This is a genomic window from Burkholderia sp. 10_S31, from assembly GCF_056930375.1.
In genome coordinates this window covers 3,060,967-3,083,281 of the sequence record NZ_JBXOWK010000003.1, presented here as the reverse complement: position 1 = coordinate 3,083,281, position 22,315 = coordinate 3,060,967, and the positions used below count along the sequence as shown (strand labels likewise).

The 22,315-nt window shown below is 65.9% G+C and carries 23 protein-coding genes and 1 tRNA gene; 8 read left to right on the top strand and 16 right to left on the bottom strand.

Translation table 11 applies throughout. From position 1 onward, the window contains the following. Positions 1–76: 76 nt before the first annotated feature. The 5 genes from cydX to rpoH form a co-directional block, all read right to left on the bottom strand. A complete protein-coding gene (gene cydX / locus AC1Z3W_RS34535; RefSeq protein WP_057926508.1) occupies positions 77–199 on the bottom strand; it encodes a cytochrome bd-I oxidase subunit CydX in 123 nt (40 codons plus the stop codon). Between the two features lie 54 nt (positions 200–253). Then, positions 254–1,390: a cytochrome d ubiquinol oxidase subunit II gene (cydB, locus tag AC1Z3W_RS34530; protein WP_057926509.1), complete on the bottom strand. Its 1,137-nt coding sequence runs from the start codon at positions 1,388–1,390 to the stop codon at positions 254–256. A 31-nt stretch (positions 1,391–1,421) separates the two neighbouring features. Continuing rightward, complete coding sequence (locus tag AC1Z3W_RS34525) at positions 1,422–3,002, bottom strand: cytochrome ubiquinol oxidase subunit I (RefSeq protein WP_057926510.1); 1,581 nt, start codon at positions 3,000–3,002, stop codon at positions 1,422–1,424. Further along, a complete protein-coding gene (gene cydP, locus AC1Z3W_RS34520) occupies positions 2,992–3,270 on the bottom strand; it encodes a cytochrome oxidase putative small subunit CydP (protein ID WP_057926511.1) in 279 nt (92 codons plus the stop codon). Before cydP ends, AC1Z3W_RS34525 begins: the two co-directional genes overlap by 11 nt. A 327-nt stretch (positions 3,271–3,597) precedes the next feature. After that, positions 3,598–4,533 (bottom strand): RNA polymerase sigma factor RpoH, encoded by a 936-nt coding sequence (gene rpoH / locus AC1Z3W_RS34515; protein ID WP_044847484.1) that lies wholly within the window; start codon positions 4,531–4,533, stop codon positions 3,598–3,600. Positions 4,534–4,894: 361 nt separating this feature from the next. Here rpoH and AC1Z3W_RS34510 point away from each other — a divergent pair, with 361 nt between their 5' ends. Both AC1Z3W_RS34510 and AC1Z3W_RS34505 read left to right on the top strand, forming a co-directional pair. Continuing rightward, positions 4,895–5,464 (top strand): acyloxyacyl hydrolase, encoded by a 570-nt coding sequence (locus tag AC1Z3W_RS34510; RefSeq protein WP_057926512.1) that lies wholly within the window; start codon positions 4,895–4,897, stop codon positions 5,462–5,464. 45 nt (positions 5,465–5,509) lie between these two features. Next, complete coding sequence (locus tag AC1Z3W_RS34505; protein ID WP_057926513.1) at positions 5,510–5,893, top strand: nuclear transport factor 2 family protein; 384 nt, start codon at positions 5,510–5,512, stop codon at positions 5,891–5,893. A 143-nt stretch (positions 5,894–6,036) separates the two neighbouring features. Here AC1Z3W_RS34505 and leuA read toward each other — a convergent pair whose 3' ends face one another. Together leuA and ybiB are read right to left on the bottom strand one after the other, a co-directional pair. Continuing rightward, a complete protein-coding gene (gene leuA / locus AC1Z3W_RS34500) occupies positions 6,037–7,683 on the bottom strand; it encodes a 2-isopropylmalate synthase (protein ID WP_483509408.1) in 1,647 nt (548 codons plus the stop codon). Between the two features lie 394 nt (positions 7,684–8,077). Continuing rightward, positions 8,078–9,052, bottom strand: coding sequence for a DNA-binding protein YbiB (ybiB, locus tag AC1Z3W_RS34495; protein WP_124834252.1), 975 nt, complete (start codon positions 9,050–9,052; stop codon positions 8,078–8,080). A gap of 197 nt (positions 9,053–9,249) precedes the next feature. Between ybiB and maiA the strand changes: the two genes are divergently transcribed. Further along, entirely contained in the window at positions 9,250–9,894 is a 645-nt protein-coding gene (gene maiA, locus AC1Z3W_RS34490) for a maleylacetoacetate isomerase (RefSeq protein WP_057926516.1), read from the top strand. Positions 9,895–9,998: 104 nt separating this feature from the next. Here maiA and ftsY read toward each other — a convergent pair whose 3' ends face one another. Beyond that, the gene (ftsY, locus tag AC1Z3W_RS34485; protein ID WP_057926517.1) at positions 9,999–11,153 is read right to left on the bottom strand and encodes a signal recognition particle-docking protein FtsY; all 1,155 of its coding nucleotides are present in this window, start codon (positions 11,151–11,153) and stop codon (positions 9,999–10,001) included. Between the two features lie 186 nt (positions 11,154–11,339). On the opposite strand from ftsY, the gene rsmD reads away from it, so the two are divergent. From rsmD to AC1Z3W_RS34470, 3 genes are all read left to right on the top strand, one after another. After that, positions 11,340–11,954, top strand: coding sequence for a 16S rRNA (guanine(966)-N(2))-methyltransferase RsmD (gene rsmD, locus AC1Z3W_RS34480; RefSeq protein ID WP_124834251.1), 615 nt, complete (start codon positions 11,340–11,342; stop codon positions 11,952–11,954). Between the two features lie 111 nt (positions 11,955–12,065). Then, entirely contained in the window at positions 12,066–12,563 is a 498-nt protein-coding gene (gene coaD / locus AC1Z3W_RS34475; protein WP_006398238.1) for a pantetheine-phosphate adenylyltransferase, read from the top strand. Positions 12,564–12,622: 59 nt separating this feature from the next. Beyond that, the gene (locus tag AC1Z3W_RS34470; RefSeq protein ID WP_057926519.1) at positions 12,623–12,889 is read left to right on the top strand and encodes a YfhL family 4Fe-4S dicluster ferredoxin; all 267 of its coding nucleotides are present in this window, start codon (positions 12,623–12,625) and stop codon (positions 12,887–12,889) included. An 86-nt stretch (positions 12,890–12,975) separates the two neighbouring features. Here the strand turns inward: AC1Z3W_RS34470 and hisC are convergent, their stop codons facing one another. The 8 genes from hisC to AC1Z3W_RS34430 form a co-directional block, all read right to left on the bottom strand. Then, positions 12,976–14,043, bottom strand: coding sequence for a histidinol-phosphate transaminase (gene hisC, locus AC1Z3W_RS34465; protein WP_124834249.1), 1,068 nt, complete (start codon positions 14,041–14,043; stop codon positions 12,976–12,978). 124 nt (positions 14,044–14,167) lie between these two features. After that, a complete protein-coding gene (pth, locus tag AC1Z3W_RS34460; protein WP_057926521.1) occupies positions 14,168–14,767 on the bottom strand; it encodes an aminoacyl-tRNA hydrolase in 600 nt (199 codons plus the stop codon). A gap of 119 nt (positions 14,768–14,886) precedes the next feature. Further along, positions 14,887–15,495, bottom strand: a complete 609-nt coding sequence (locus AC1Z3W_RS34455) for a 50S ribosomal protein L25/general stress protein Ctc (protein ID WP_124834248.1) — start codon at positions 15,493–15,495, stop codon at positions 14,887–14,889. 163 nt (positions 15,496–15,658) lie between these two features. Beyond that, positions 15,659–16,621, bottom strand: a complete 963-nt coding sequence (locus AC1Z3W_RS34450) for a ribose-phosphate pyrophosphokinase (RefSeq protein WP_011886066.1) — start codon at positions 16,619–16,621, stop codon at positions 15,659–15,661. A 44-nt stretch (positions 16,622–16,665) separates the two neighbouring features. Further along, positions 16,666–16,742 (bottom strand) — tRNA-Gln (locus AC1Z3W_RS34445). 53 nt (positions 16,743–16,795) lie between these two features. Continuing rightward, positions 16,796–17,677, bottom strand: coding sequence for a 4-(cytidine 5'-diphospho)-2-C-methyl-D-erythritol kinase (gene ispE / locus AC1Z3W_RS34440; RefSeq protein WP_483509407.1), 882 nt, complete (start codon positions 17,675–17,677; stop codon positions 16,796–16,798). A gap of 27 nt (positions 17,678–17,704) precedes the next feature. Then, the gene (lolB, locus tag AC1Z3W_RS34435) at positions 17,705–18,325 is read right to left on the bottom strand and encodes a lipoprotein insertase outer membrane protein LolB (protein ID WP_057926523.1); all 621 of its coding nucleotides are present in this window, start codon (positions 18,323–18,325) and stop codon (positions 17,705–17,707) included. Next, complete coding sequence (locus AC1Z3W_RS34430; RefSeq protein WP_057926524.1) at positions 18,325–20,148, bottom strand: tetratricopeptide repeat protein; 1,824 nt, start codon at positions 20,146–20,148, stop codon at positions 18,325–18,327. The genes lolB and AC1Z3W_RS34430 overlap by 1 nt, the downstream gene beginning before the upstream one ends. 86 nt (positions 20,149–20,234) lie before the next feature. Here AC1Z3W_RS34430 and mutM point away from each other — a divergent pair, with 86 nt between their 5' ends. Both mutM and mutY read left to right on the top strand, forming a co-directional pair. Further along, entirely contained in the window at positions 20,235–21,062 is an 828-nt protein-coding gene (gene mutM / locus AC1Z3W_RS34425) for a bifunctional DNA-formamidopyrimidine glycosylase/DNA-(apurinic or apyrimidinic site) lyase (RefSeq protein WP_041491280.1), read from the top strand. 37 nt (positions 21,063–21,099) lie between these two features. After that, positions 21,100–22,206 (top strand): A/G-specific adenine glycosylase, encoded by a 1,107-nt coding sequence (gene mutY / locus AC1Z3W_RS34420; RefSeq protein WP_483509406.1) that lies wholly within the window; start codon positions 21,100–21,102, stop codon positions 22,204–22,206. Positions 22,207–22,315 lie beyond the last annotated feature (109 nt).

Genomic DNA, 22,315 nt, shown 5'->3' with positions numbered 1-22,315 from the left:
GTAAAACGAAAACGGCTTGCGATGCGTCGCAAGCCGTTTTTCCTTGGGGCGGCGGTGCGATCCGCCGTGTCACGCGTCAGTCGCGGCGTGCGCGCACCGGCGTTTCCGGCGACTTCTGCCGTGCTTCGAGCCACATCGCGTTGACGATGCCGAACGACAGCGCGACGCCGATACCGAGAATCCAGCTGAAATACCACATGGTCCGACTCCTTGCGAAACGGTGGGCGAGGGCGCATGTGCGCCCCGGCCGGGTTCAATACATCGAGTGCTTGTTCTCTTCGAGCGATTGATGCGTGACCTTGCCGCGCATCACGCGATAGACCCAGCTCGTGTAGAGCAGGATGATCGGCAAGAACACGATCACCGCGAACAGCATCACCTGCAGCGTCATATGGCTCGACGTCGAATCCCACACGGTGAGGCTGCTGCGCGGGTCGAGCGACGACGGCATGATGAACGGGAACATCGAGAAGCCCGCGGTCAGGATCACGCCGGCGATCATCAGGCCGGTGCAGAAGAACGCCGTCTTTTCCTGCTTCGAGCCGGCGAGCAGCAGCGCGAGCAGGCCGCCGGCGATCCCGACCACCGGTGCCGCGATCATCCACGGATATTCGCCGTAGTTCGCGAGCCACAGGCCCGAGCCGGCGGCGACGTCCTTCAGCAGTGGGTTCGCGACCGTGTCGTTCGGTGCGGCGTGCGTGATGTGAAAGCCGCCGATCGTCGACGCGACCAGCACGCCGGCCAGCACGAACAGCACGACCGCGAGGAGCGCCGACACGCGCAGCGCGATCGACGCGCGGCGCGCGATCGCGCCGTCGGTCTTCATCTTGATGAACGCGGCGCCGTGCGCGACGAGCATCGTGAGGCTGACGAGCCCGCAGAGCAGCGCGAACGGGTTCAGCAGTGCCCAGAAGCCGCCGTAGTAGGTCACCCGCAGGTCGCTGTCGAACTTGAACGGCACGCCCTGCAGCAGATTGCCGAACGCGACGCCGAACACCAGCGCCGGCACGAAGCCGCCGACGAACAGGCCCCAGTCCCAGCCCGCGCGCCAGCGCGGGTCGGGCCGCTTGCTGCGATAGTCGAAGCCGACCGGCCGGAAGAACAGCGCGAACAGCACGAGCAGCATCGCGAAGTAGAAGCCGGAGAACGACGCGGCGTACACGAGCGGCCACGCGGCGAACATCGCGCCGCCGGCCGTGATCAGCCACACCTGGTTGCCTTCCCACGTCGCGCCGACCGTGTTGACGATGATGCGGCGCTCGTCGTCGGTCTTGCCGAGGAACGGCAGCAGCGCGGTCGCGCCCATGTCGAAGCCGTCGGTGACGGCGAAGCCGATCAGCAGCACGCCGACCAGCAGCCACCAGATCAGCTTGAGAGTTGCATAGTCCATAGCGATTCCTTGTTCCGTTGCGGGGGCGTGCTCAAACCGCGGCACGCTCGCCGGCTGCGGCGAGTTCGTGGTGATAGCGGCCGGTATGCAGCGACGACGGGCCGAGGCGCGCGTACTTGAACATCAGCTTGATCTCGATGACGAACAGCGCGGTGTAGAACAGGATGAAGCCGGCGAGACTCAGGTACAGGTCGCTCGGCTGCAGGCTCGACGCGGACAGGTGCGTCGGCAGCACGCCCGCGATCGTCCACGGCTGGCGGCCGAGCTCGGCGACGATCCAGCCGAATTCGATCGCGATCCACGGCAGCGGGATCGCCCACACCGCGTAGCGGAGGAACCAGCGGCGGTTGTCATGCAGCAGCTCGCGGCGCGCGCAGAACCAGAACGCGGCGACGAACGTCGCGACGAACAGGAAGCCGAGGGCCACCATGATCCGGAACGAGAAGAACACGGGCGCAACAGGCGGGATCGTCTTCTTCGCGGCGGCCTTGATCTGCTCGGGCGTCGCATCGACCACGTTCGGCGTGAACTGCTTGAGCATCAGCCCGTAGCCGAGATACTGCTTGTGCTGGTCGAACAACGCGCGGGTTGCCTCGCTCGTGTCGCCCTGCTTGATCTTCTGCAGCGCGCCGTACGCGACCATCCCGCTCTGGATGTGCTCCTCGCTGTGCTTCGCGAGCTCGCGCAGGCCGATCACTGGTTCGTCGATCGAGCGCGTCGCGATCAGGCCGAGCGCGTACGGGATCCTGATCGCGTAGTCGGTGCGCTGCGCTTCCTGGTTCGGGATGCCGATCAGCGTGAACGATGCGGGCGCCGGTTGCGTTTCCCATTCCGACTCGATCGCGGCGAGCTTCATCTTCTGCACTTCGCCCGTCGTATAGCCCGATTCGTCGCCGAGCACGATCACGCAGAGCGTCGCCGCGAGGCCGAATCCGGCTGCGACCGCGAACGAGCGCAGCGCGAAGTCGACGTCGCGCTTCTTCAGCAGGTACCACGACGACACGCCGAGCACGAACATCGCCGCCGACACGTAGCCGGCCGACACGGTGTGCACGAACTTCACCTGCGCGACCGGGTTGAACAGCACGTCGAACAGGCTCGTCATCTCCATGCGCATCGTCTGGTAATTGAACTCGGCGCCGACCGGGTTGTTCATCCAGCCGTTCGCGACGAGGATCCACAGCGCGGACAGGTTCGAGCCGAGCGCGACGAGGAACGTGACCATCAGGTGCTTGACCTTCGACAGGCGGTTCCAGCCGAAGAAGAACAGGCCGACGAACGTCGATTCGAGGAAGAACGCCATCAGGCCTTCGACCGCGAGCGGCACGCCGAAGATGTCGCCGACGTAGTGCGAGTAGTACGACCAGTTCGTACCGAACTGGAATTCGAGCGTGATGCCGGTCGTCACGCCCATCGCGAAGTTGATCCCGAACAGCTTGCCCCAGAACTGGGTCATGTCCTTGTAGACCTGCTTGCCGGTCATCACGTAGACGGCTTCCATGATGACGAGCAGCCAGGACAGGCCGAGCGTCAGCGGCACGAACAGGAAGTGGTAGAGCGCCGTGATGCCGAACTGCAGACGCGACAGATCGACGACTTCGCTACTTATCATGGTGGTCTCCCTCGGTAGATGCAGGCACCGGCACCGAGAGCAGCTTCTCGGCGACGGCGGCAGGCGGCAGCGACATGTGCTCAGCCTGCGGATGATTGAAGAATGCGTATTTGAGCGACATCAAGAGAACCAGCTTGACGATCAGTACCAGCGTGATGTCGCGGGCGAGGGTTGGCCCGCGTGCCCACGTGCCGATGCGCGCGCGCCAGCCGGGCGTGCCGGCGGCCTGCGGGGGAGGCGGCGCAGGCTCTTTATTGATCGAGATCAAGGCGATTATCCTGAATCGATTTACATGGTTTTGGGGCGACTTTACGTCGGATTTATGACGGCACTTAAGCTGTTTTAATCCTTTTAAGCCGACATGCCAATTTTAAAATGCCGGCATTCCGATGCCGAGTGCTGCGCTGCGGCAGACCGTCGCGAACCGAGGGTTGAAACTTGAGGTAGATCAAGGTTATGCGGAAGGGGCCCGAAACCGCCCGATATCCGATCAATAAGGTCGATTAATACGAAAAAAACGGGAGAAAGGATGGGCGAAAAAAAACCGCTGCCAGTAGGCAGCGGTTTTGGATGAAGCGCTCTGAATTGCCGGGATTTATGCGTATTCGGCCAGCGCAGTGCGCATCTTCTTCATGGCGCTCGCTTCGATCTGGCGGATGCGTTCCGCCGACACGCCGAATTCGGCCGCGAGATCGTGCAGCGTCGAGCCGCCCGAGCCGTCGTCGTCGACGTTCAGCCAGCGCGCCTCGATGATCCGGCGGCTGCGCGCGTCGAGCGCCTCGAGCGCCTGCGCGATGCCGTCCGTCTGCAGCATGTCGCGCTGACGCGCGGCGAGCACGGCGGTCGGTTCGTTGTGCGAGTCGGCCAGGTAGGCGATCGGTGCGTACGACTCCTCGCCGTCTTCCACTTGCCCTTCGAGCGCGATGTCGCCGCCCGACAGGCGCGTTTCCATTTCGGTCACGTCTTCGCGCTTGACGTTGAGCTCCTGCGCGAGGCCGTCGATTTCCTCGGGCGTCATCGCCTGCATGCTCTTCTTGTGGCTGCGCAGGTTGAAGAACAGCTTGCGCTGCGCCTTCGTCGTCGCGACCTTCACCATCCGCCAGTTGCGCAGGATGTACTCGTGGATCTCGGCCTTGATCCAGTGGATCGCGTACGACACCAGGCGCACGTTCTGCGCCGGGTCGAAACGCTTCACCGCCTTCATCAGGCCGATGTTGCCTTCCTGGATCAGGTCGCCGTGCGGCAGGCCGTAGCCGAGATAGTTGCGCGCGATCGACACGACGAGCCGCAGGTGCGACAGCACGAGGCGGCGTGCCGAGTCGAGGTTGTTGTCTTCGCGGAATTCGGTCGCGTACTGGCGTTCCTCTTCGGCGCTCAACAGCGGGATCCGGTTGACGGCCTGGATGTACGCATCGATGTTGCCAAGCTGGCCCGGCAACATCGATTGAGTTGCGAGCGCCAGCGAGCCTGCCGATTCGGCCTTGGCCGGCGTCGGGCTCAGGGTGTTCGGAAGGGTCAGGGCGTGGCTCACTAAAAAACTCCTTTGGAATCAGGGACAAACCCTTGGTCTCGGATGAGATTCCGGGGGTCATCTTAGCACTCCCACAATCCGAGTGCTAATTCCTTAGAGGGCACGTGGGCATCCAAGTTCCCGGTTTTCTATCGAACTACTCGAGTCGATAGTCTAATTTGCGACCGGGTTGGTCGGAGGAAGTTCCGTAAGCCGTTGTTTCTGATGGTAATCAGTAGACGATTTCGATTTTTGTAGTTTTGGAAGCAAACAATTTCGCTTCGTGATGCCGATCCGAAAAGTCCTTTACCATACCATTCAGTTCGCTCGGGCCCAGCCGTTGCGGCTGGGCTCCATTCAACCCACAAAGTTGGAGTGTCAGATGAACAATAAGAAGAATCGCCGGACCCGTAGCCGGCTTGCGCTGCATGCGTTGCTCGCGGCGTCGCTGCTGGGCGGATCGGGGGCCGCGTTCGCGGACCGGTGGGGGATCCAGGCGGGCGGCGGGTTTTCCGACCGCCACGGGATCGACAAGGGTGATCTCGGCGTGGTGTGGGATCCGGGCTGGAACTGGTGGGAAATCGGCGGCTGGCACTTCGCGTTCGTGGTGGAGGGGCACGTCGGCTACTGGCACACGGGCGGCAACGTCCATAGCAGTATCGGCGAATTCGGGGTGACGCCAATGTTCCGCTTCATCAAGAGCGCGGGGCAGGTTCGCCCGTTCATTGAGGCCGGCGGCGGCGTCCGGCTTCTGACGCACCCGACGATCTCGGACAATTTCTCGCTGTCGACCGCATTCCAGTTCGCGCCGACTGCGGGTGTCGGCGTGCAGTTCGGCCAACGGCAACAGTATCAGGTCGGCTACCGTTTTGAACATGTGTCTAACGCGGGTATCAAAGAGCCGAATCCTGGTATAAATTTCCACCAGTTCTACGTGCAATACAACTTCTGATCCGCACGCCCGCGCACGGCGGGCGCGTTGCCGAGGAGTCAGGCGATGGCGAAGGTGGTCGATGCGATTCGCGCACTCGAGCGCGATCGGTTCCGGGCGATGGTCGACGGGGACGGCGAGGCGCTCGATGCGCAATTGTCGGACAAGGTGTTCTTCGTGCACACCAACGGCAAACGCGAAACCAAGCAGCAGTTCATTGACGCGATCGTTGCCGGCCGCCGCCGCTATCGTCAGATCGAAATCCAGTCGCAGGACCTGCTGCCCGTCGGCGACGCAACCTGCGTCGTCACCGGGCGCGCGCTGATCGAGATGGAGACCAACAACGGCGGGCTGGTGTTTCCGATCGCCTATACCGCCGTCCATACCCACGAGCAGGGCCATTGGCGCCTGCTGGCGTGGCAGGCGACGCGGTGCGCGACCGAGACATGAGCGCGCGTGGCGCTCGTTTTCATGTCCCGACCGAAGCGGCCTTCTGGGCCGCTTTTCATTGGCCCGTGCGGCGCGGATCGCGCGGCGCACGGGCGGTCACGCACCGCTCGCTGACGTTCAAACCCTGAAGCGAAACCTGCCGGTCAGGCCGCCGCACGGCGGTCGGCGCAATGCCAGGCCGAGCGGTTGACCGCGCTCACGACCGCATCGAGCGCGGCGCTCGCCGCATCGACATGCACGCCGACACCGTGCCGCGGCGGCGCATCGCCGACCCGGCAGCCGACCGATACCGCGATCCGGCCGTCCGCCGTGCGCGCGTGTTCGCACGAGGCGACGTCGATCGTCGTGCCGGCCGCCGTCGCGAAGGCCGTGGCCACGCGTTGCACGACGTCTTCGGGCGTTGCGCCGGCTGGCGGCACACCCGCGATATCGCGGTTCTGCCAGTGCGCGCTGTCGCCGTGGCGCGCGGCCGGGCCGTCGGTCTCGAAGAATTCGCGGGCGAACAGCGCGCAGATCGCGTCGCCGGTCACTTCCTCGCCGGATGCGTCGGCGAGCGTCTGCACCGCGTGGCTGAATTCGATCTGCACGCGGCGCGTCGGCGTGAAACCCATCCCGCGTTCGAGCAGGAACGTCGCGCCGCCCTTGCCGGACTGGCTGTTCACGCGGATCACCGCGTCATAGCTGCGGCCGAGGTCGGCCGGGTCGATCGGCAGGTACGGCACTTCCCACACCGCGTCGGGACGCTGTTGCGCGAAGCCCTTGCGGATCGCATCCTGGTGCGAGCCGGAGAACGCGGTGAATACGAGGTCGCCCGCGTACGGATGGCGCGGATGCACCGGAATCTGGTTGCAGCGCTCGACCACGCGGCGCACCGCGTCGATGTCGGAGAAGTCGAGGCCCGGGTCGATGCCCTGCGTGTAGAGGTTCAGCGCCAGCGTGACGAGATCGACGTTGCCGGTGCGCTCGCCGTTGCCGAACAGGCAGCCTTCGATGCGGTCGGCGCCTGCGAGCAGCGCGAGTTCGGCGGCTGCCACAGCGGTGCCGCGATCGTTGTGCGGATGCACGGACAGCACGATGCTGTCGCGATACGCGAGATTGCGGTCCATCCACTCGATCTGGTCGGCGAACACGTTCGGGCCCGCGGCTTCGACGGTCGCCGGGAGGTTGACGATCATCTTGTGATCGCGGGTCGGCCGCCAGGCTTGCGCGACCGCGTCGCACACTTCGCGCGCGAACGTCAGCTCGGTCATGCTGAAGGTTTCCGGCGAGTACTGGTAGGTCCAGTGCGTGTCCGGGCGGGCCGCCGCGTGTTCCTTGATCATGCGCGTGCCCTCGACCGCGAGCGCCTTCACGTCGTCCTTCGACATCCCGAACACGATGCGCCGGAACGACGGGCAGATCGCGTTGTACAGGTGCACGATCGCGCGCGGCACGCCTTCGAGCGCGTCGAAGGTGCGCGCGATCAGGTCTTCGCGCGACTGCACGAGCACTTCGATCGTCACGCCGTCGGGAATGCGCTTCTCGTCGATCAGCTTGCGGACGAAATCGAAGTCGGTTTGCGACGCCGACGGAAAACCGACTTCGATCTCCTTGAAACCGATCGCGACCAGCATGTCGAAGAATTCCAGTTTCTGTTCGATGCTCATCGGCTCGATCAGCGACTGGTTGCCGTCGCGCAGGTCGGTACTCATCCAGACCGGCGCACGCTCGATGGTGCGGGTCGGCCAGCGGCGGCCATTGAGGCGGACGGGTTCGAACGGACGGTACTTGTCTTGCGGGTTGCGCTTCATCTTCGGGACCTCGGGTCTCAAGTCGCGAGCGAAGACGGGCGGCATGGGCGACGGTTGGCGCTGCCTCGCGCCGTGGCGCTGGAAACGCGCCGCGGATGCGGATGATCTTCGCGAATCGACCGACGGATAGACGGACGAATGCTGACGACTTCGGGTTGTAAAAACTGCGAGAAGGGTGCTGCGAGGAACTGCAGGGAGGGACCGTGCGGACAGCACACGGCGCTAAGACAGCCTTAGGCTAGTCGTAGCGATAGCGACCGCGCTAGGCGGCCGGAGGTAATTCGGAGGGTGTTCGGAAAGGAACGCATGGCGACAACTCTATGCCAGGATGCGTGTGCGTGTCAAATGGTCGGTTCAAAGGTCGGCCCGAAAGGGGGCCGACCCGGGATATCGGTCACGGTGCAATCCGGGCGATCTGCACGATCGTCGCGACTTGCCGTGCAAGCGTGTCGGGCACCGGCATTTCGCCGCGCAGCACGGCGTCCGTCCACGCGGCCGTCGTCGCCGCGTCGCGCGATTCGGGCAGCGCGACGGGCGGCGCGTCGCTCGACGAGCGCTCGGCATCGATCAGCGTGTCGCACACGCCGTCGTGCAGCCAGTCGACCTGCACCTGGCGCCGCGTGTCGGCCACCGCTTCGCCTTCGGTGCCGCGCGCGAGCAGCGCGCCGCCGAGCGCGGCATTCGGATGATCGCGGAACAGTTGTGCGAGGCTGTCGCGGTACGGCGGATGCGTGTAGTTGACGAGCCGCAGCCCGGCCGGCGCGAACGGCTGCAGGATCTTCACGAGCGTGTGCGTGGAGTTGCGCACGCCGAGCACGCCGCGCAGCGACAGCAGGTGCGCGATGCGCGGCGCCAGCGCATCGATCGGCGCAAACGCGACGCGGCGCTCGGCGAGCGTGTCCTCGATCGCATCGTGTGAGGTCGACGGCGCGATCGACAGCGCCGTGAAGATCTCCGCGCTCGTCACGCGGCCCGGATCGCGCTCGACGCCGTGCACGAGCACTGGCACCCCTTCGCGCGCGAGCAGCAGCGCGAGCAGCGGCACGAGATTCGGCTGCTTGCGCGCGCCGTTGTAGCTCGGGATCGACACCGGGCGGAACGCGGCATCCTGCACGTGCACGGGTTCGAACGATGCCTGCGCGGCGGCGAGCATCGCCGCCAGTTCGTCGGCGCTTTCACCCTTCAGGCGATAGGCGATCAGGATCGCGCCGAGTTCGACGTCCGACACGCGCGCATCGAGCATCGCGCGATAGAGCTCGAACGTGTCTTCGGCGGACAGCGCGCGTGCGCCGTGCGGGCCGCGGCCGATTTCCTTGATGAAGCGGGCGCAAGGGAACGGCGAGGCGGCGGAGTCGTGAGGAGCGGTCATCGGGGCGTGGGGCGTCGGCCGGCATCGGGCCGCGCGGTGAGCGGTAAGGAATGCCCCGAGTATCGCACGGGCGCGGCTCGCCCAAGCACGGTCGCGCGCGCCGACGCGGCGCGGCGCGCTAAACTCGGGTTCCCGGCGGTGCCGCATGTGCGCTGCGGACGCCGCCGCCGGCCGAATACGATCAAGAGAGACATCCCATGAAGCTCTACAGCTATTTCCGCAGTTCCGCGTCGTACCGCGTGCGGATCGCCCTGAACCTGAAGCAGCTGCCGTACGACACGGTCCCCGTGCATATGCTGCGCGACGGCGGCGAGCAACTGAAGGACGCGTACCGCGCGGTGAACCCCGATGCGGTCGTGCCGACGCTGATCGACGGCGATGCCACGTTGCAGCAATCGCTCGCGATCATCGAATATCTCGAGGAAACGCATCCCGAACCCGCGTTGCTGCCGAAGCAGCCGGTCGACCGCGCGTATGTGCGGGCGATTGCGCTGCAGGTCGCGTGCGAGATCCATCCGCTGAACAACCTGCGCGTGCTGAAGTACCTGAAGCACACGCTGAAGGTGCCCGAGGATGCGAAGAACGAGTGGTACCGGCACTGGATCGAGGCGGGTTTCGCGTCGCTCGAGACGCGCCTCGCGAACGATCCGCGCACCGGCAAGCTGTGCTTCGGCGACACGCCGACGCTCGCCGACATCTGCATCGTGCCGCAGGTGTTCAACGCGAACCGCTTCTCGGTCGACACGACGCGCTTCCCGACGATCCAGCGGATCGCCGATCATGCGTCGACGCTCGATGCGTTCAAGGCCGCGGAGCCCGGCGTGCAGCCCGACGCCGAGTGATGTCGAGTGATGCCGAGCGCCGCCGCGGCCGCCGGCTGGTGGCTTGCGGCCGCGCATGAAAAAGGGCGCCCGAAGGCGCCCTGTGCGATGCGGCCCGGCGGTGTTCAGCCGAGCAGCGCGTCCGCGAATTCCACGGCGCTGAACGGCTGCAGGTCCTCGACCTTCTCGCCGACGCCGATGAAGTAGACGGGCACCGGACGCTGCCGCGCGATTGCGGCGAGAATCCCGCCCTTGGCAGTGCCATCGAGCTTCGTGACGATCAGGCCTGTGAGGCCGAGCGCATCGTCGAAGGCCTTCACTTGCGTGAGCGCGTTCTGGCCCGTGTTCGCGTCGATCACGAGCAGCACCTCGTGCGGTGCGCCGTCGTGCGCCTTCGAGATCACGCGCTTCACCTTCTTCAGCTCTTCCATCAGGTGCAGTTGCGTCGGCAGGCGGCCGGCCGTGTCGGCCATCATCACGTCGATCTTGCGCGCGCGCGCGGCACTGACCGCATCGAAGATCACCGCGGCCGGGTCGCCGCTTTCCTGCTGGACGACCGTCACGTTGTTGCGCTCGCCCCAGACCGCAAGCTGTTCGCGCGCGGCCGCGCGGAACGTGTCGCCCGCGGCCAGGAGCACCGACTGGTCGAAGCTCTGCAAATGCTTCGCGAGCTTGCCGATGCTGGTGGTCTTGCCTGCGCCGTTCACGCCCGTGATCATCATCACGAGCGGCTGCGCGCGGCCGAGCATCAGCGATTTTTCGAGCGGCTGCAGCAGCTCGACGAGCAGATCGTGCAGCGCGCCCTTCACCTGCTGCGGATCGGTCAGCCGGCCCGCGCGCACCTTCTCGCGCAGCGCGCCGAGCAGGTATTCGGTCGCGTCGACGCCGGCGTCCGACATCAGCAGCGCGGTTTCGAGTTCCTCGTACAGATCCTCGTCGATCTTCGTGTTGACGAATACGCCGGTGATGCTCGAACCCGTCTTCGCGAGCCCCGACTTCAGGCGCGCGAGCCACGACTTCTTCGCGGAGGCATCCTGCGTCGGCGGCGGCACGATCTCGACCGCTTCGACGACTTCGTTGCTGCCGTCGTTGGTCGGCGTGACCGTCACCACGACGGCCGGCGCGGCGGATGGGGTGGGTGCTCGCGGTGCTTCGACCGCCTGGCGGGCATCTGGGGCGGGCGCGTCGGACGGCTCGTCCGGTTGCGGCACGTCGGCCGATTGCGATTCCGCGGAGTCGGGCTCCTGCGTTTTCTTGAATCGTTTGAAGAAGCTGAACATGGTCTGACGTCGGGAAGAGGGCGGAGCGCCGCAGGGGCCGTCGGGCGTGCGCACGGCGGCCGAAACCGTGCATTTTATCAGTGCGGCGAGGCACTCGCGTCAGCCGGTGCCGCCGCTGTGGTAACGTGCGCCTGTTTGGCGGTGCGCCCTCGTGCGCACCCGGTCCCTCCGTTGTCGATATTCCGTATGTCCCGTTCCGCTTCCGGCCGCCCCGCGGCCCCCTCCGCCCGCGGCAAGCCGCACACGATCCGCATCATCGGCGGTGACTGGAAACGCACGCCGCTCGCCGTGCTCGATCTCGACGGCCTGCGGCCGACGCCCGATCGCGTGCGCGAGACGCTGTTCAACTGGCTCGGCCAGGATCTCGAAGGCCGGCGCTGCCTCGACCTGTTCGCGGGCACCGGCGCGCTCGGGTTCGAGGCCGCGTCGCGCGGCGCGGCGAGTGTCGTGATGGTCGAGCGCCACCCGCGCGCGGCGCAACAACTGCGTGCGATCAAGGACAAGCTCGGCGCGCGCTCGGTCGAGGTCGCGGAAGCCGATGCGCTGCGGCTGGCGGCCGGGCTGACCCCGGGCGCGTTCGACGTCGTGTTCCTCGATCCGCCGTTCGGCGAGCCGGCCGTGCTCGATCGCGCGATCGCGCTGGCCGCGCCGCTCGTCGCGCCCGATGGCGCGCTGTACGTCGAGACGGGGGCGGAGCTCGACCCCGACGCGCACGAAGCGCTCGCCGGCTGGCAGGTGGTGAAGCACGGCAAGGCCGGTGCGGTTCACTATCATTTGCTGCGGCGCGAAAATGATGAATAATGCGCGTTCCATACGAGGCGGCGCGCTGCAAAGGCGACGCATGCCCATCTCGGCAGTGGCGTGCGCGTTGCACGGCTGCTACCCCGTTTGCGTAATGACAGGAGGAGCGACATGGTAGTCGCCGTGTATCCCGGTACGTTCGATCCGCTGACGCGCGGGCACGAAGACCTCGTGCGGCGTGCGTCGAGCATTTTTGATACGCTGGTGGTCGGTGTGGCCGACAGCCGCGCGAAGAAGCCGTTCTTCTCGCTGGAAGAACGTCTGAAGATTGCGAACGAGGTGCTCGGCCATTATCCGAACGTGAAGGTGATGGGGTTCAAGGGCCTGTTGAAGGACTTTGTCCGCACCAACAATGCACGCGTGATCGTGCGCGGCCTGCGTGCCGTGTCCGATTTCGAATATGAGTTCCAGATGGCGGGGATGAACCGCTATCTGCTGCCCGACGTCGAGACGATGTTCATGACGCCGTCCGATCAGTACCAGTTCATCTCGGGGACGATCGTGCGCGAAATCGCACAGTTGGGCGGCGATGTCAGCAAGTTCGTGTTCCCGTCCGTCGAGAAGTGGCTGACCGAGAAAGTCGCTGCGATGGGAGGCCCGGCCGCGTGACGCGGCGCCGGCCGGTTTCGTTGCGAAGCCGGCCGCCGGCCTGAAGAAGTGAGATCAGTATGTCTTTGATGATTACCGACGAGTGCATCAATTGCGACGTGTGCGAGCCCGAGTGCCCGAACGGCGCGATTTCGATGGGCCCGGATATCTACGTGATCGACCCGAACAAGTGCACCGAGTGCGTCGGCCATTTCGACGAGCCGCAGTGCCAGCAGGTATGTCCGGTCGAGTGCATTCCGCGCGATCCGCAGCATGAAGAATCGCACGTGCAGTTGATGGAGAAGTATCACGCGTTGACCGCCGCGAAGGGCGACGACGCGCAGTGACCTTGCGGTGACGCGCGTGCGTCACCACGCGTCACGATTTCCTCGGCCGGCGCCGTTCGGCGCCGGTTTCGCTTCCCGCTTGCGGTTCAGCCGATCAGGTCGCGCAACGCCGCGACGAGCGCATCACATTCGGCATCGGTGCCGACGGTGATGCGTAGGTGCTGGTCGATGCGCGGCGCGCGGAAGTGCCGCACGAAAATTTCCCGATCCTTCAGCTTTGCCGCGATCGTGCCCGCATCGTGCGCGGGATGGCGCGCGAACACGAAATTCGCGGCCGACGGCACGACGTCGAAGTCGAGCGCCTCGAGCGCGTGCGTGAGCCGCGCACGGCTGTCGATCACGCGCCGGCAGGTCGCGTCGAAATAGTCGGTGTCTTCGTATGCCGCCTGCGCGGCGACCTGCGCGAGCCGGTCGAGCGGATAGGAATTGAAGCTGTCCTTCACGCGATTCAGCGCGTCGATCAGCGCCGCATCGCCGAACGCGAAGCCGACGCGCATGCCCGCGAGCGAGCGAGCCTTCGACGTCGTGTGCACGACGAGCAGGTTCGGATGGCGATCGATCAGCGTGATCGCGGATTGCGCGCCGAAATCGACATACGCTTCGTCGATCAGCACGACCGACGACGGGTTCGCGGCCGCGATCCGTTCGACGTCCGCGAGCGGCAGCGCGCGCCCGGTCGGCGCATTCGGATTCGGGAACAGCACGCCGCCGGCATCGTCGAGATAGTCTTCGACGCGGATCGAGAAGTCGTCCGCAAGCGGCACGATCGTGGTCTCGACGCCGTACAGGCGTGCGTAGGTGGGGTAGAAGCTGTACGAGATGTCCGGAAAGCGCAGCGGCCGGTCATGCTTGAGCAATGCCTGGAATGCGTGCGCGAGGACCTCGTCGGAGCCGTTGCCGACGAAGACCTGCTCGGGCTTGATGCGGTGATGAGCCGCGACCGTCTCGCGCAGTGCGCGCGCGAGCGGGTCGGGGTAGCGGCGCAGCGTGTCGCCGGTGTCGCCCAGTTCGCGTGCGATCGCCGCGACGACGCGCGGCGAAGGCGGATAGGGATTCTCGTTGGTGTTCAGCTTGACGGGGTGTGCGAGCGCGGGCTGTTCGCCCGGCACGTAAGGCACGAGTTGCTGAACGACGTCGCTCCAGTAACGGCTCACCGCTTGGCTCCTGACAGGCAAAAACGACCAGATTACCGCATGTGGGCGCCGCGGTGCGCAATTGCGCGAGACGGAGATGCCGCCTGGCGCTGCCGGACGGCACGTCGCACCCTGCCGGTGCGGGTCAGTTGCGATGCAGCTGCATCGTTGCGCGATCGAGTTCGCCCTTGACGACCATCGGCATCACGGCGAGCGCGCGCTCGATCGATGCGTCGATCACGTCCTGCTCTTCGCGGCGCGGCGGCTTCAGCACGAAGTTCGCGACGTCGGGTTTCGCCCCGGCGCGCGCGCCTTCCGGGATCAGGTCGCGCGGATGGCCGATGCCGATGCGCAGGCGCCAGTACTGTTGCGACGACAGGTGTGCGGAGATGTCCTTCAGGCCGTTGTGGCCGCCGCTGCCGCCGCCGAGCTTCAGCTTGACGGTGCCGGGCGGCAGATCGAGCTCGTCGTGCGCGACGAGGATCTGGTCGGGCAGGATCTTGAAGAAACTCGCGAGCGCGACGACCGACTGGCCAGAGCGGTTCATATAGGTTTGCGGCTCGAGCAGGTGGACTTCCTCGCCGTGCAGACGCGCTTTCGCGTAGAAGCCGTGGAAGCGGCGCTCGTCGCGCAGCGTCGTGCCGGCGTCGCGGGCGAGCTGGTCGATCAGCCAGAAGCCGGCGTTGTGGCGCGTCGCAGTGTATTCCGCCCCGGGATTGCCGAGGCCGACGATCAGTTTGATCATGACGTTTCGTAGGCGGCAGCGCCCGCCTGGGCGCAGAAAAAGAAAAACCCGCCGGGCAAGCCGCGGCGGGTTGTGTCGACCGTTTCGTGAAACGGGTCGAACGGGCGCGTGGGCAGCCCTTAGGCAGCCGGCGTTTCGCCTTCGCCTGCTGCGTCCGACACGGCACCAGCCGGGACCGTCGCCGATGCGACAACCGGGTTTTCCGCGTCGACGTGCGCGACCAGCGTCACGCCGTTCGGCAGTGCGATGTCCTTCGCGTGCAGCGACTGACCTGCTTCGATCTTCGACAGGTCGACTTCGAGGAATTCCGGCAGAGCCGACGGCAGGCACTCGACTTCGATTTCCGTCGCGACGTGCGAGACGATTGCGCTCGACAGCTTCACTGCCGGGCTGATTTCAGCGTTCAGGAAGTGCAGCGGCACCTTCGTGTGCAGCTTCTTCTTCGCGTCGACGCGCTGGAAGTCCACGTGCAGCACGAGTTGCTTGAACGGGTGGTATTGCACGTCGCGCAGCAGAACCTGTTGCGACTGGCCAGCCACTTCGAGGTCGAGGATCGACGAGTGGAAGGCTTCCTTCTTCAGTGCGTGCCACAGCGCGTTGTGATCGAGTTCGATCTTTTGCGGGGCTGCTTCGCCACCGTAGACGATACCCGTGGTCTTACCGGCGTTGCGCAGGCGGCGGCTCGCACCCGTACCTTGCTGTTGGCGCTCGAAAGCGACGACTTTCATGTGATTCTCCATTAGCTGCCCGCGACCAGGCAGTAAAACGGGGCCGGTGAAATGGCGGCCCCCGATGAAAACGGGCGGGGTTTCGTCTATCCCGCCCGATTGTGCAAAAAGCGAAGCGTTGCCGCTTCGCTTTCTGCGCATGCTTTGTCGTGTCGTTCCGCGATCAGGATTCCGCGAACAGCGACATCACCGAGTCGCCGCGGCGAATCCGCGAGAACGTTTCGGCCAGCAGGCTCGCGCTCGTCAGCGAGCGGATCTTCGAGCAGGCCAGCGATTCGGCCGACAGCGGAATCGTATCGGTGACGACCAGCTCGTCGAGTGCCGATGCGGCGATACGCTCGGCGGCGCCACCCGACAGAACCGGGTGCGTCGCGTACGCGAACACCTGCTTCGCACCGCGATCCTTCAGCACTTGCGCGGCCTTGCAGAGCGTGCCGGCCGTATCGACCATGTCGTCCATGATCACGCAGGTGCGGCCTTCGACTTCACCGATGATGTTCATCACTTCGGCGACGTTCGCCTTCGGACGACGCTTGTCGATGATCGCGAGATCGCAGTTGAGCTGCTTCGCGAGTGCCCGGGCACGCACCACACCGCCGACGTCCGGCGACACGACCAGCAGATCCGAGTAGTTCTGCTTGCGCAGGTCGCCCAGCAGGATCGGCGTTGCGTAGATGTTGTCGACCGGGATGTCGAAGAAGCCCTGAATCTGGTCGGCGTGCAGATCCATCGTGATGATCCGCTCGACGCCGGCGATTTCCAGCATGTTCGCGACGATCTTCGCCGAGATCGCGACGCGCGCCGAACGCGGGCGACGGTCTTGGCGGGCATAGCCGAAGTAGGGGATGGCGGCAGTGATCCGGCCGGCGGACGCACGCTTGAGCGCGTCGACCATGATCATCAGTTCCATCAGATTGTCGTTCGCCGGCGCGCACGTGGATTGCAGGACGAAGACGTCCTTGCCGCGCACGTTTTCCTGGATCTCGACCTGGATCTCGCCGTCGGAGAAACGGCTGACCATTGCTTTGCCGAGGGGGATTCCAAGGATATTGACGACTTCCTGGGCGAGCGCGGGATTCGCGTTGCCAGTAAAGACCATCAAGCCATCATGGCTGTGGCTGCTCATCGTGCACCTGCTTCAGGCTTAGGCGGGAAATGCGGGAAAATTTTTGGCAGGGGAGGAAGGACTCGAACCCTCGCATGCCGGAATCAAAATCCGGTGCCTTGACCAACTTGGCGACTCCCCTACACTCAACTGATAACTTCACCGGACTTGTAGGCCATCCGGCAAAGCAAAACTTCATGACGCGAAAGCGAAGAGCGGATGCTCGTTCAAGCTCTCGGCAACTGCACCGTTCCAACTGGTGGGCAGCTTGGCTTTTGCCGCTTCTGCCTCGTGCCTGCTATGAAACGCTGCAAACACGCTTGCTCCGGAGCCGGTCATCCTCGCGGGGGTCACATTATACAACCATTTGACCACCTGCGCAACTTCCGCGTACTTACTTGCCACAACTTTCTGCATGTCGTTCCGGCCGAAGCTGTCTGGCCATCCCGCATCGCTGTTTTGCTGTGCAAGAAAGTCCGTAATTGTGACTGGCTTCGTATCTCTTGTCAACAACTCATCTGAAAAAATTTCAGCGGTGGGGACATGAACTCGCGGCGTCACAACCAAGAACCAGCGAGTCGGCAATTCTACCTCAGCTAATTCTTCTCCGATACCCTCTGCGAACGCATTTTTTCCAAAAACGAAAAATGGGACGTCGGCGCCGAGTTTTACCGCGAGCGACTGCAGTTCCGCGCGCGGCAGGTCGAGCTGCCACAGTCGATTCAGCGCAAGCAGCGTCGTCGCCGCGTCGGAGCTGCCGCCACCAAGGCCCGCGCCCATCGGCAGACACTTGTCGATCTCGATGTCGACGCCGGCCGCGGTGCCCGTGTGCGCCTTCAGCAGGTTGGCCGCGCGCACGACGAGATCGCTTTGCTCGGGCACGCCCGGCACGTCGGTGACGCGTGCGACGCGACCGTCGTCGCGCAGCGTGAAGTGCAGCGTGTCGCCCCAGTTCAACAACTGGAACACGCTCTGCAGATCGTGATAGCCGTTCGGGCGACGGCCGGTGATGTGCAGGAACAGGTTGAGTTTCGCGGGCGCAAGGCAGTTGCGCAGCGAGCGGGTCGAATCGGTCATGCGTATGTCGGGGCTAGGTTCACGTGCTTACTGGTCGAGCACGAGCTTGATGTCGAGCGGCGGTGTTGCGCGCACGAGGTTGACGCGTTTGACGCCGGTGGCCGGTGCGTCCGCGTAGGCAAGATAGTCGATCGTCCAGCCGTCCTGGCGGATCTGCTTGACGTGCGTCGTGTCGGCCGGGTCGCGCACCGTCTGGGCGGGCGTCGCGGGCGCCGGTGTCGGCAGCAGCCAGTAACGCAGGCCAGCCAGCGGCAGCGAGAAGCCGAGCGTGTTCTGCATCAGTTCGCCGACATCGGTCGCGTACTGCGGCTGGCGGTTCGGCAGTTCGAGCGACGCGGCCTGCGGCGTCGATTTCACGACCGCGAGCGTCTGGCCGAGCGGGCTGCGCAGTTCCAGCGACACGTCGTCGCCGTGCTCCTGCCAGTCAAAGTTGCCGTACACGTTCTGCTGTCGGCCGAGGCGGTCGTTGTATTGCACCGCGAAGCGGCCGTGGTACGCATGCGTCGCGGTCGTTTGCAGCACGGCGCCGGCCGGCGCATTCGCCGACGGTGGCGTGCTCGCGCAGCCGGCGAGCGCGAGCGCCGCGCCGGCTGCGGCCAGCGTGCGCAGCGCGCGGGAAGACAAGGAAAGCATCGGGAACATCCGCATCAGAGGCCGTTGATCTGGAGGCGCTTCAGCGTCTGCACGAGCGTGTCGTTGTCGGGCTCGAGCTTCTGCGCGGCACGCCACGCGGTACGCGCGTCGTCCTGCGCGCCGCTCTTCCACAGCACTTCGCCGAGGTGCGCGCCGATCTCGGCGTTCGGCTGCAGCTCGTATGCGCGCCGCAGCACCTTTGCCGCGCCGGTCGTGTCGCCCATCCGATACTTCACCCAGCCGAGGCTGTCCATGATGTATGCGTCGTTCGGTGCGAGCGACGTTGCCTTGTCGATCAGCTTGCTGGCTTCGGGCAGGCGCTGGTTTCGATCGGCCAGCGAATAGCCGAGCGCGTTGTACGCCTGCGGGTTGTCGGGCTGCGTGCGGATCAACTCGCGCAGCTCCTTCTCCATCGCCGCGTAGTGGCCGGTTTTCTCGGCCGCCATCGCATAGTCGTAGCGCAGGTCGGGATCGTCCGGGAAGTCCTGGACCGCCTGCGCGAGTCGCGCCTCGGCTTCCGGATAGCGCTTCGCAGTGAACAGGATCGACGCATCGGTGCGTGCGACCACGGCCGCATCGCGCGGATCGCTGATCGGCAGGTCGTCGAGCACCTTGCGCGCCTCGTCGGTCTTGCCCTGTTTCTGCAGCAGCTGCGCGCGCGTGATCTGCGCGGGCAGGTAGTGCTGGCTCGTCTGGTCGACCTTGTCGAGCCATTGCGACGCCTGCGCGTCGTTGCCCTGCTCGATCGCGATCTGCGCGAGATAGATGTAGCCCTGGCCGACGTCGAGGTTCGGCTGCTTGTCGCCGAGCTGCACGTACTGTTTCAGGTACGCGCTCGCGTCGTCGAGCTTCTTCTGCTGGATCTTGATCAGCGCGAGCGCCATCAGCGGCGTCGGGTCCTTCGAGTCGAGCTTGCGCATCGTCTCGAACTGCTTCTGCGCGTCGTCGAGGCGGTCGTCGGCGAGATAGAGCTGCGACAGCGCGAGCCGCGCATCGCGCGACTTCGGATTCTGCTGAACATATTTCTCGAACGACGCGATGCCGGCCGCCCGCTCAGCGGGCCCCATCTGCGACAGCATCAGCGCTGCCGGCAGGTAGTCGGGGCGGATCTGCAGCGCGTGCTTCAGCGACTGCGCGGCGCCTTCCTTGTCGTCAACCGCGAGTTGCTGCCGCGCGATCGCGAGCTGCGCCTCCGGGCGGTTCATGTCGTTCTTCAGCATGTCCTTCAGCACCGCGAGGCCGCCGACGCGGTCGGAGCCGCGCACGAGCAGCGCCTGCAGCGCGAGGATCGCGGGGCCGCGCGTTTCGCCGGTCGCGCGGGCCAGCTCGCGCGCGAGCATCGGCTGCGCGTCGGCCGGCTTGCCGGCGAGCACGAGCAGTGCGGCGTCGACTTGTGACGCGCGGTTCGAATCGGGCGCGTACTGGCGCCACAGATTGGCCGCGGACAGCGCGTCGGCCGGGCTTTGTGCGCCGAGTGCGATCTCGGTCGCACGCTGCGCCATACGCGGATCGCGCGTGTCGCGGGCGAGGGCGAGGTAGGTCTGGTAGGCCGGCGCCGGCTGGTTGCGCTGGAGCGCGACTTCGGCGGCCAGCACCTGGTAGACGATCTGACTCGTCAGCGGGACGCCCGGGAGATCCTTTTTCTCGTCCGGCATCACGTGCTCGAACGCGCCCTGCGGCTCCGCGTCATCCGATGCCGGAGCCTGCGCGTGAGCCGGGAAGGCGGTGAGGGTCCAGGCGGCGAACAGCGCGGCGCCGAGCGCACGGCGGACCGGGAAGGCGCGCGCGCCGCGCTCGGCGGCGGGGCGCTTCAGAAGCAGCTTCGAGGGCAGGGTCATGGAAATCCGTTCGATGTTTCAACCGATTGTAACGCGCTCGCTACAATACACGCACGATCGTGAATCCCGTCTCAGACCCGCAAAACATGCCAGAGTTGCCAGAAGTCGAAGTCACGCGCCGGGGCATCGAGCCCTTTGTCGCGGGCCGTCGCGTCGAGCGTGTCGACGTCCGTACCGCGATGCTGCGCTGGCCCGTGCCGGCCGGGCTCGCGGAGCAATTGCGCGCGCGCGAAGTGCTCGCCGTCGAGCGTCGCGGCAAGTACCTGCTGTTCGAGGTCGACGCGGGCTGGTTCATCGTTCATCTCGGGATGACGGGCACGCTGCGCGTGCTGCCCGCGGCCGGCGTGCCGGTCGCCGCGAAACACGACCACATCGACTGGATCTTCGACGAATTCGTGCTGCGGTTCCGCGATCCGCGCCGCTTCGGCGCCGTGTTGTGGCACCCGCGCGAAGCGGGCGACGTGCATGCGCATCCGTTGCTCGCGAGCCTCGGCGTCGAGCCGTTCTCGCCGGCGTTCACCGGCGCGCTGCTGCACGCGCGCACGCGCGGCCGAACGGTGTCGGTCAAGCAGGCGCTGCTCGCGGGCGACATGGTCGTCGGCGTCGGCAACATCTATGCGTCGGAGAGCCTGTTTCGCGCCGGCATCCGGCCGACGACCGCCGCCGGCAAGGTCTCGCTGCCACGCTACGAGCGACTGGCCGACGCGGTGCGCGCGACGCTCGCCGACGCGATCGAGCGCGGCGGCAGCACGCTGCGCGATTTTGTCGGCAGCAACGGCGAAAGCGGCTATTTCCAGCTCGACTGCTTCGTCTACGACCGTGCGGGGCTGCCTTGCCGCGTATGCGGCACGCCGATCCGCCAGATCGTGCAGGGTCAGCGCTCGACCTATTTCTGCCCGACCTGCCAGCGTTGAGCCCCGCGTTAAAACCCTTTTCCAAAGATTCGAACACTTGAAGCCGCCCCGCATCGCTCCCGCTCCGTTCCCCGTCACGCCGCTGCACCGTACGTTCGCCACGCGCCTGATCGCATGGCAGCGCGTGCACGGCCGCCACGACCTGCCGTGGCAGAACACCCGCGATCCGTACCGGATCTGGCTGTCGGAAATCATGCTGCAGCAGACGCAGGTCTCGACGGTCGTCCCGTATTACATGCGCTTTCTCGAGCGCTTTCCCGACGTCGCCGCGCTCGCGGCCGCGCCGGCAGACGACGTGATGGCGCTGTGGGCCGGCCTCGGCTACTACTCGCGCGCACGCAACCTGCACCGCTGTGCGCAGGTCGTCGTCGCCGAGCATGGCGGTGCATTCCCGTCGACGCCCGACGCGCTCGCCGAACTGCCGGGCATTGGCCGCTCGACGGCCGCGGCGATCGCGTCGTTCGCGTACGGTGCGCGTGCGACGATCCTCGACGGCAACGTGAAGCGCGTGCTGGCGCGGGTGTTTGGCGTCGAAGGTTTTCCGGGCGAGAAGCGGGTCGAGAACGACATGTGGGCGCTGGCCGAATCGCTGCTGCCGGATGCCGCGAACGCGGCCGACGTGAGCGCCTATACGCAGGGGCTGATGGATCTCGGCGCGACGCTGTGCGTGCGCGGCAAGCCGGATTGCGCGCGCTGTCCGTTCGCGGGCGACTGCGTTGCGCAGTCGACGGGCCGGCAGCGCGAACTGCCGGCCGCGCGGCCGAAGAAGGCCGTGCCGACGCGCAAGACCTGGATGCTCGTGCTGCGCGACGGCGACGCCGTGCTGCTCGAGCGGCGTCCGCCGGCCGGCATCTGGGGCGGCCTGTGGTGCCTGCCGCAGGCGGACGGCGACGCCGCACTCGCGGAACTCGCACGCGGCTTCGGCGGCAGCGGCCCGGTGCCGCTCGCGCCGTTTACGCACACGTTCACGCATTTCCGGCTCGAGATCGAACCGCGGCTGAGCGACATGACGAACGGCGGGCTGCCGGCTGCGCACGCGCAGGATGCCGAGACGGCGTGGGTGCCGCTCGCCGGGCTCGATGCGTACGGCGTGCCGGCGCCAGTGCGCAAGCTGCTCGATGCGCTGAGCGGACCGCTGCTGTAACGAAAGGGGGAAGGCACCGCGCGGGCCGCGCTTACGGAAGCGCCGGGCCGCCGCGAGTGTTTCGTCCGTCACGATGATGCGCGCGGCGATGCCGGTGCGACGCGACAGG

Coding starts and splice junctions, on each gene's coding strand:
- cydX (WP_057926508.1), bottom strand. CDS start 199: ATGTGGTATTTCAGCTGGATTCTCGGTATCGGCGTCGCGCTGTCGTTC.
- cydB (WP_057926509.1), bottom strand. CDS start 1,390: ATGGACTATGCAACTCTCAAGCTGATCTGGTGGCTGCTGGTCGGCGTG.
- AC1Z3W_RS34525 (WP_057926510.1), bottom strand. CDS start 3,002: ATGATAAGTAGCGAAGTCGTCGATCTGTCGCGTCTGCAGTTCGGCATC.
- AC1Z3W_RS34510 (WP_057926512.1), top strand. CDS start 4,895: ATGAACAATAAGAAGAATCGCCGGACCCGTAGCCGGCTTGCGCTGCAT.
- AC1Z3W_RS34505 (WP_057926513.1), top strand. CDS start 5,510: ATGGCGAAGGTGGTCGATGCGATTCGCGCACTCGAGCGCGATCGGTTC.
- leuA (WP_483509408.1), bottom strand. CDS start 7,683: ATGAAGCGCAACCCGCAAGACAAGTACCGTCCGTTCGAACCCGTCCGC.
- ybiB (WP_124834252.1), bottom strand. CDS start 9,052: ATGACCGCTCCTCACGACTCCGCCGCCTCGCCGTTCCCTTGCGCCCGC.
- maiA (WP_057926516.1), top strand. CDS start 9,250: ATGAAGCTCTACAGCTATTTCCGCAGTTCCGCGTCGTACCGCGTGCGG.
- ftsY (WP_057926517.1), bottom strand. CDS start 11,153: ATGTTCAGCTTCTTCAAACGATTCAAGAAAACGCAGGAGCCCGACTCC.
- rsmD (WP_124834251.1), top strand. CDS start 11,340: ATGTCCCGTTCCGCTTCCGGCCGCCCCGCGGCCCCCTCCGCCCGCGGC.
- coaD (WP_006398238.1), top strand. CDS start 12,066: ATGGTAGTCGCCGTGTATCCCGGTACGTTCGATCCGCTGACGCGCGGG.
- AC1Z3W_RS34470 (WP_057926519.1), top strand. CDS start 12,623: ATGTCTTTGATGATTACCGACGAGTGCATCAATTGCGACGTGTGCGAG.
- pth (WP_057926521.1), bottom strand. CDS start 14,767: ATGATCAAACTGATCGTCGGCCTCGGCAATCCCGGGGCGGAATACACT.
- AC1Z3W_RS34455 (WP_124834248.1), bottom strand. CDS start 15,495: ATGAAAGTCGTCGCTTTCGAGCGCCAACAGCAAGGTACGGGTGCGAGC.
- AC1Z3W_RS34450 (WP_011886066.1), bottom strand. CDS start 16,621: ATGAGCAGCCACAGCCATGATGGCTTGATGGTCTTTACTGGCAACGCG.
- ispE (WP_483509407.1), bottom strand. CDS start 17,677: ATGACCGATTCGACCCGCTCGCTGCGCAACTGCCTTGCGCCCGCGAAA.
- lolB (WP_057926523.1), bottom strand. CDS start 18,325: ATGCGGATGTTCCCGATGCTTTCCTTGTCTTCCCGCGCGCTGCGCACG.
- AC1Z3W_RS34430 (WP_057926524.1), bottom strand. CDS start 20,148: ATGACCCTGCCCTCGAAGCTGCTTCTGAAGCGCCCCGCCGCCGAGCGC.
- mutM (WP_041491280.1), top strand. CDS start 20,235: ATGCCAGAGTTGCCAGAAGTCGAAGTCACGCGCCGGGGCATCGAGCCC.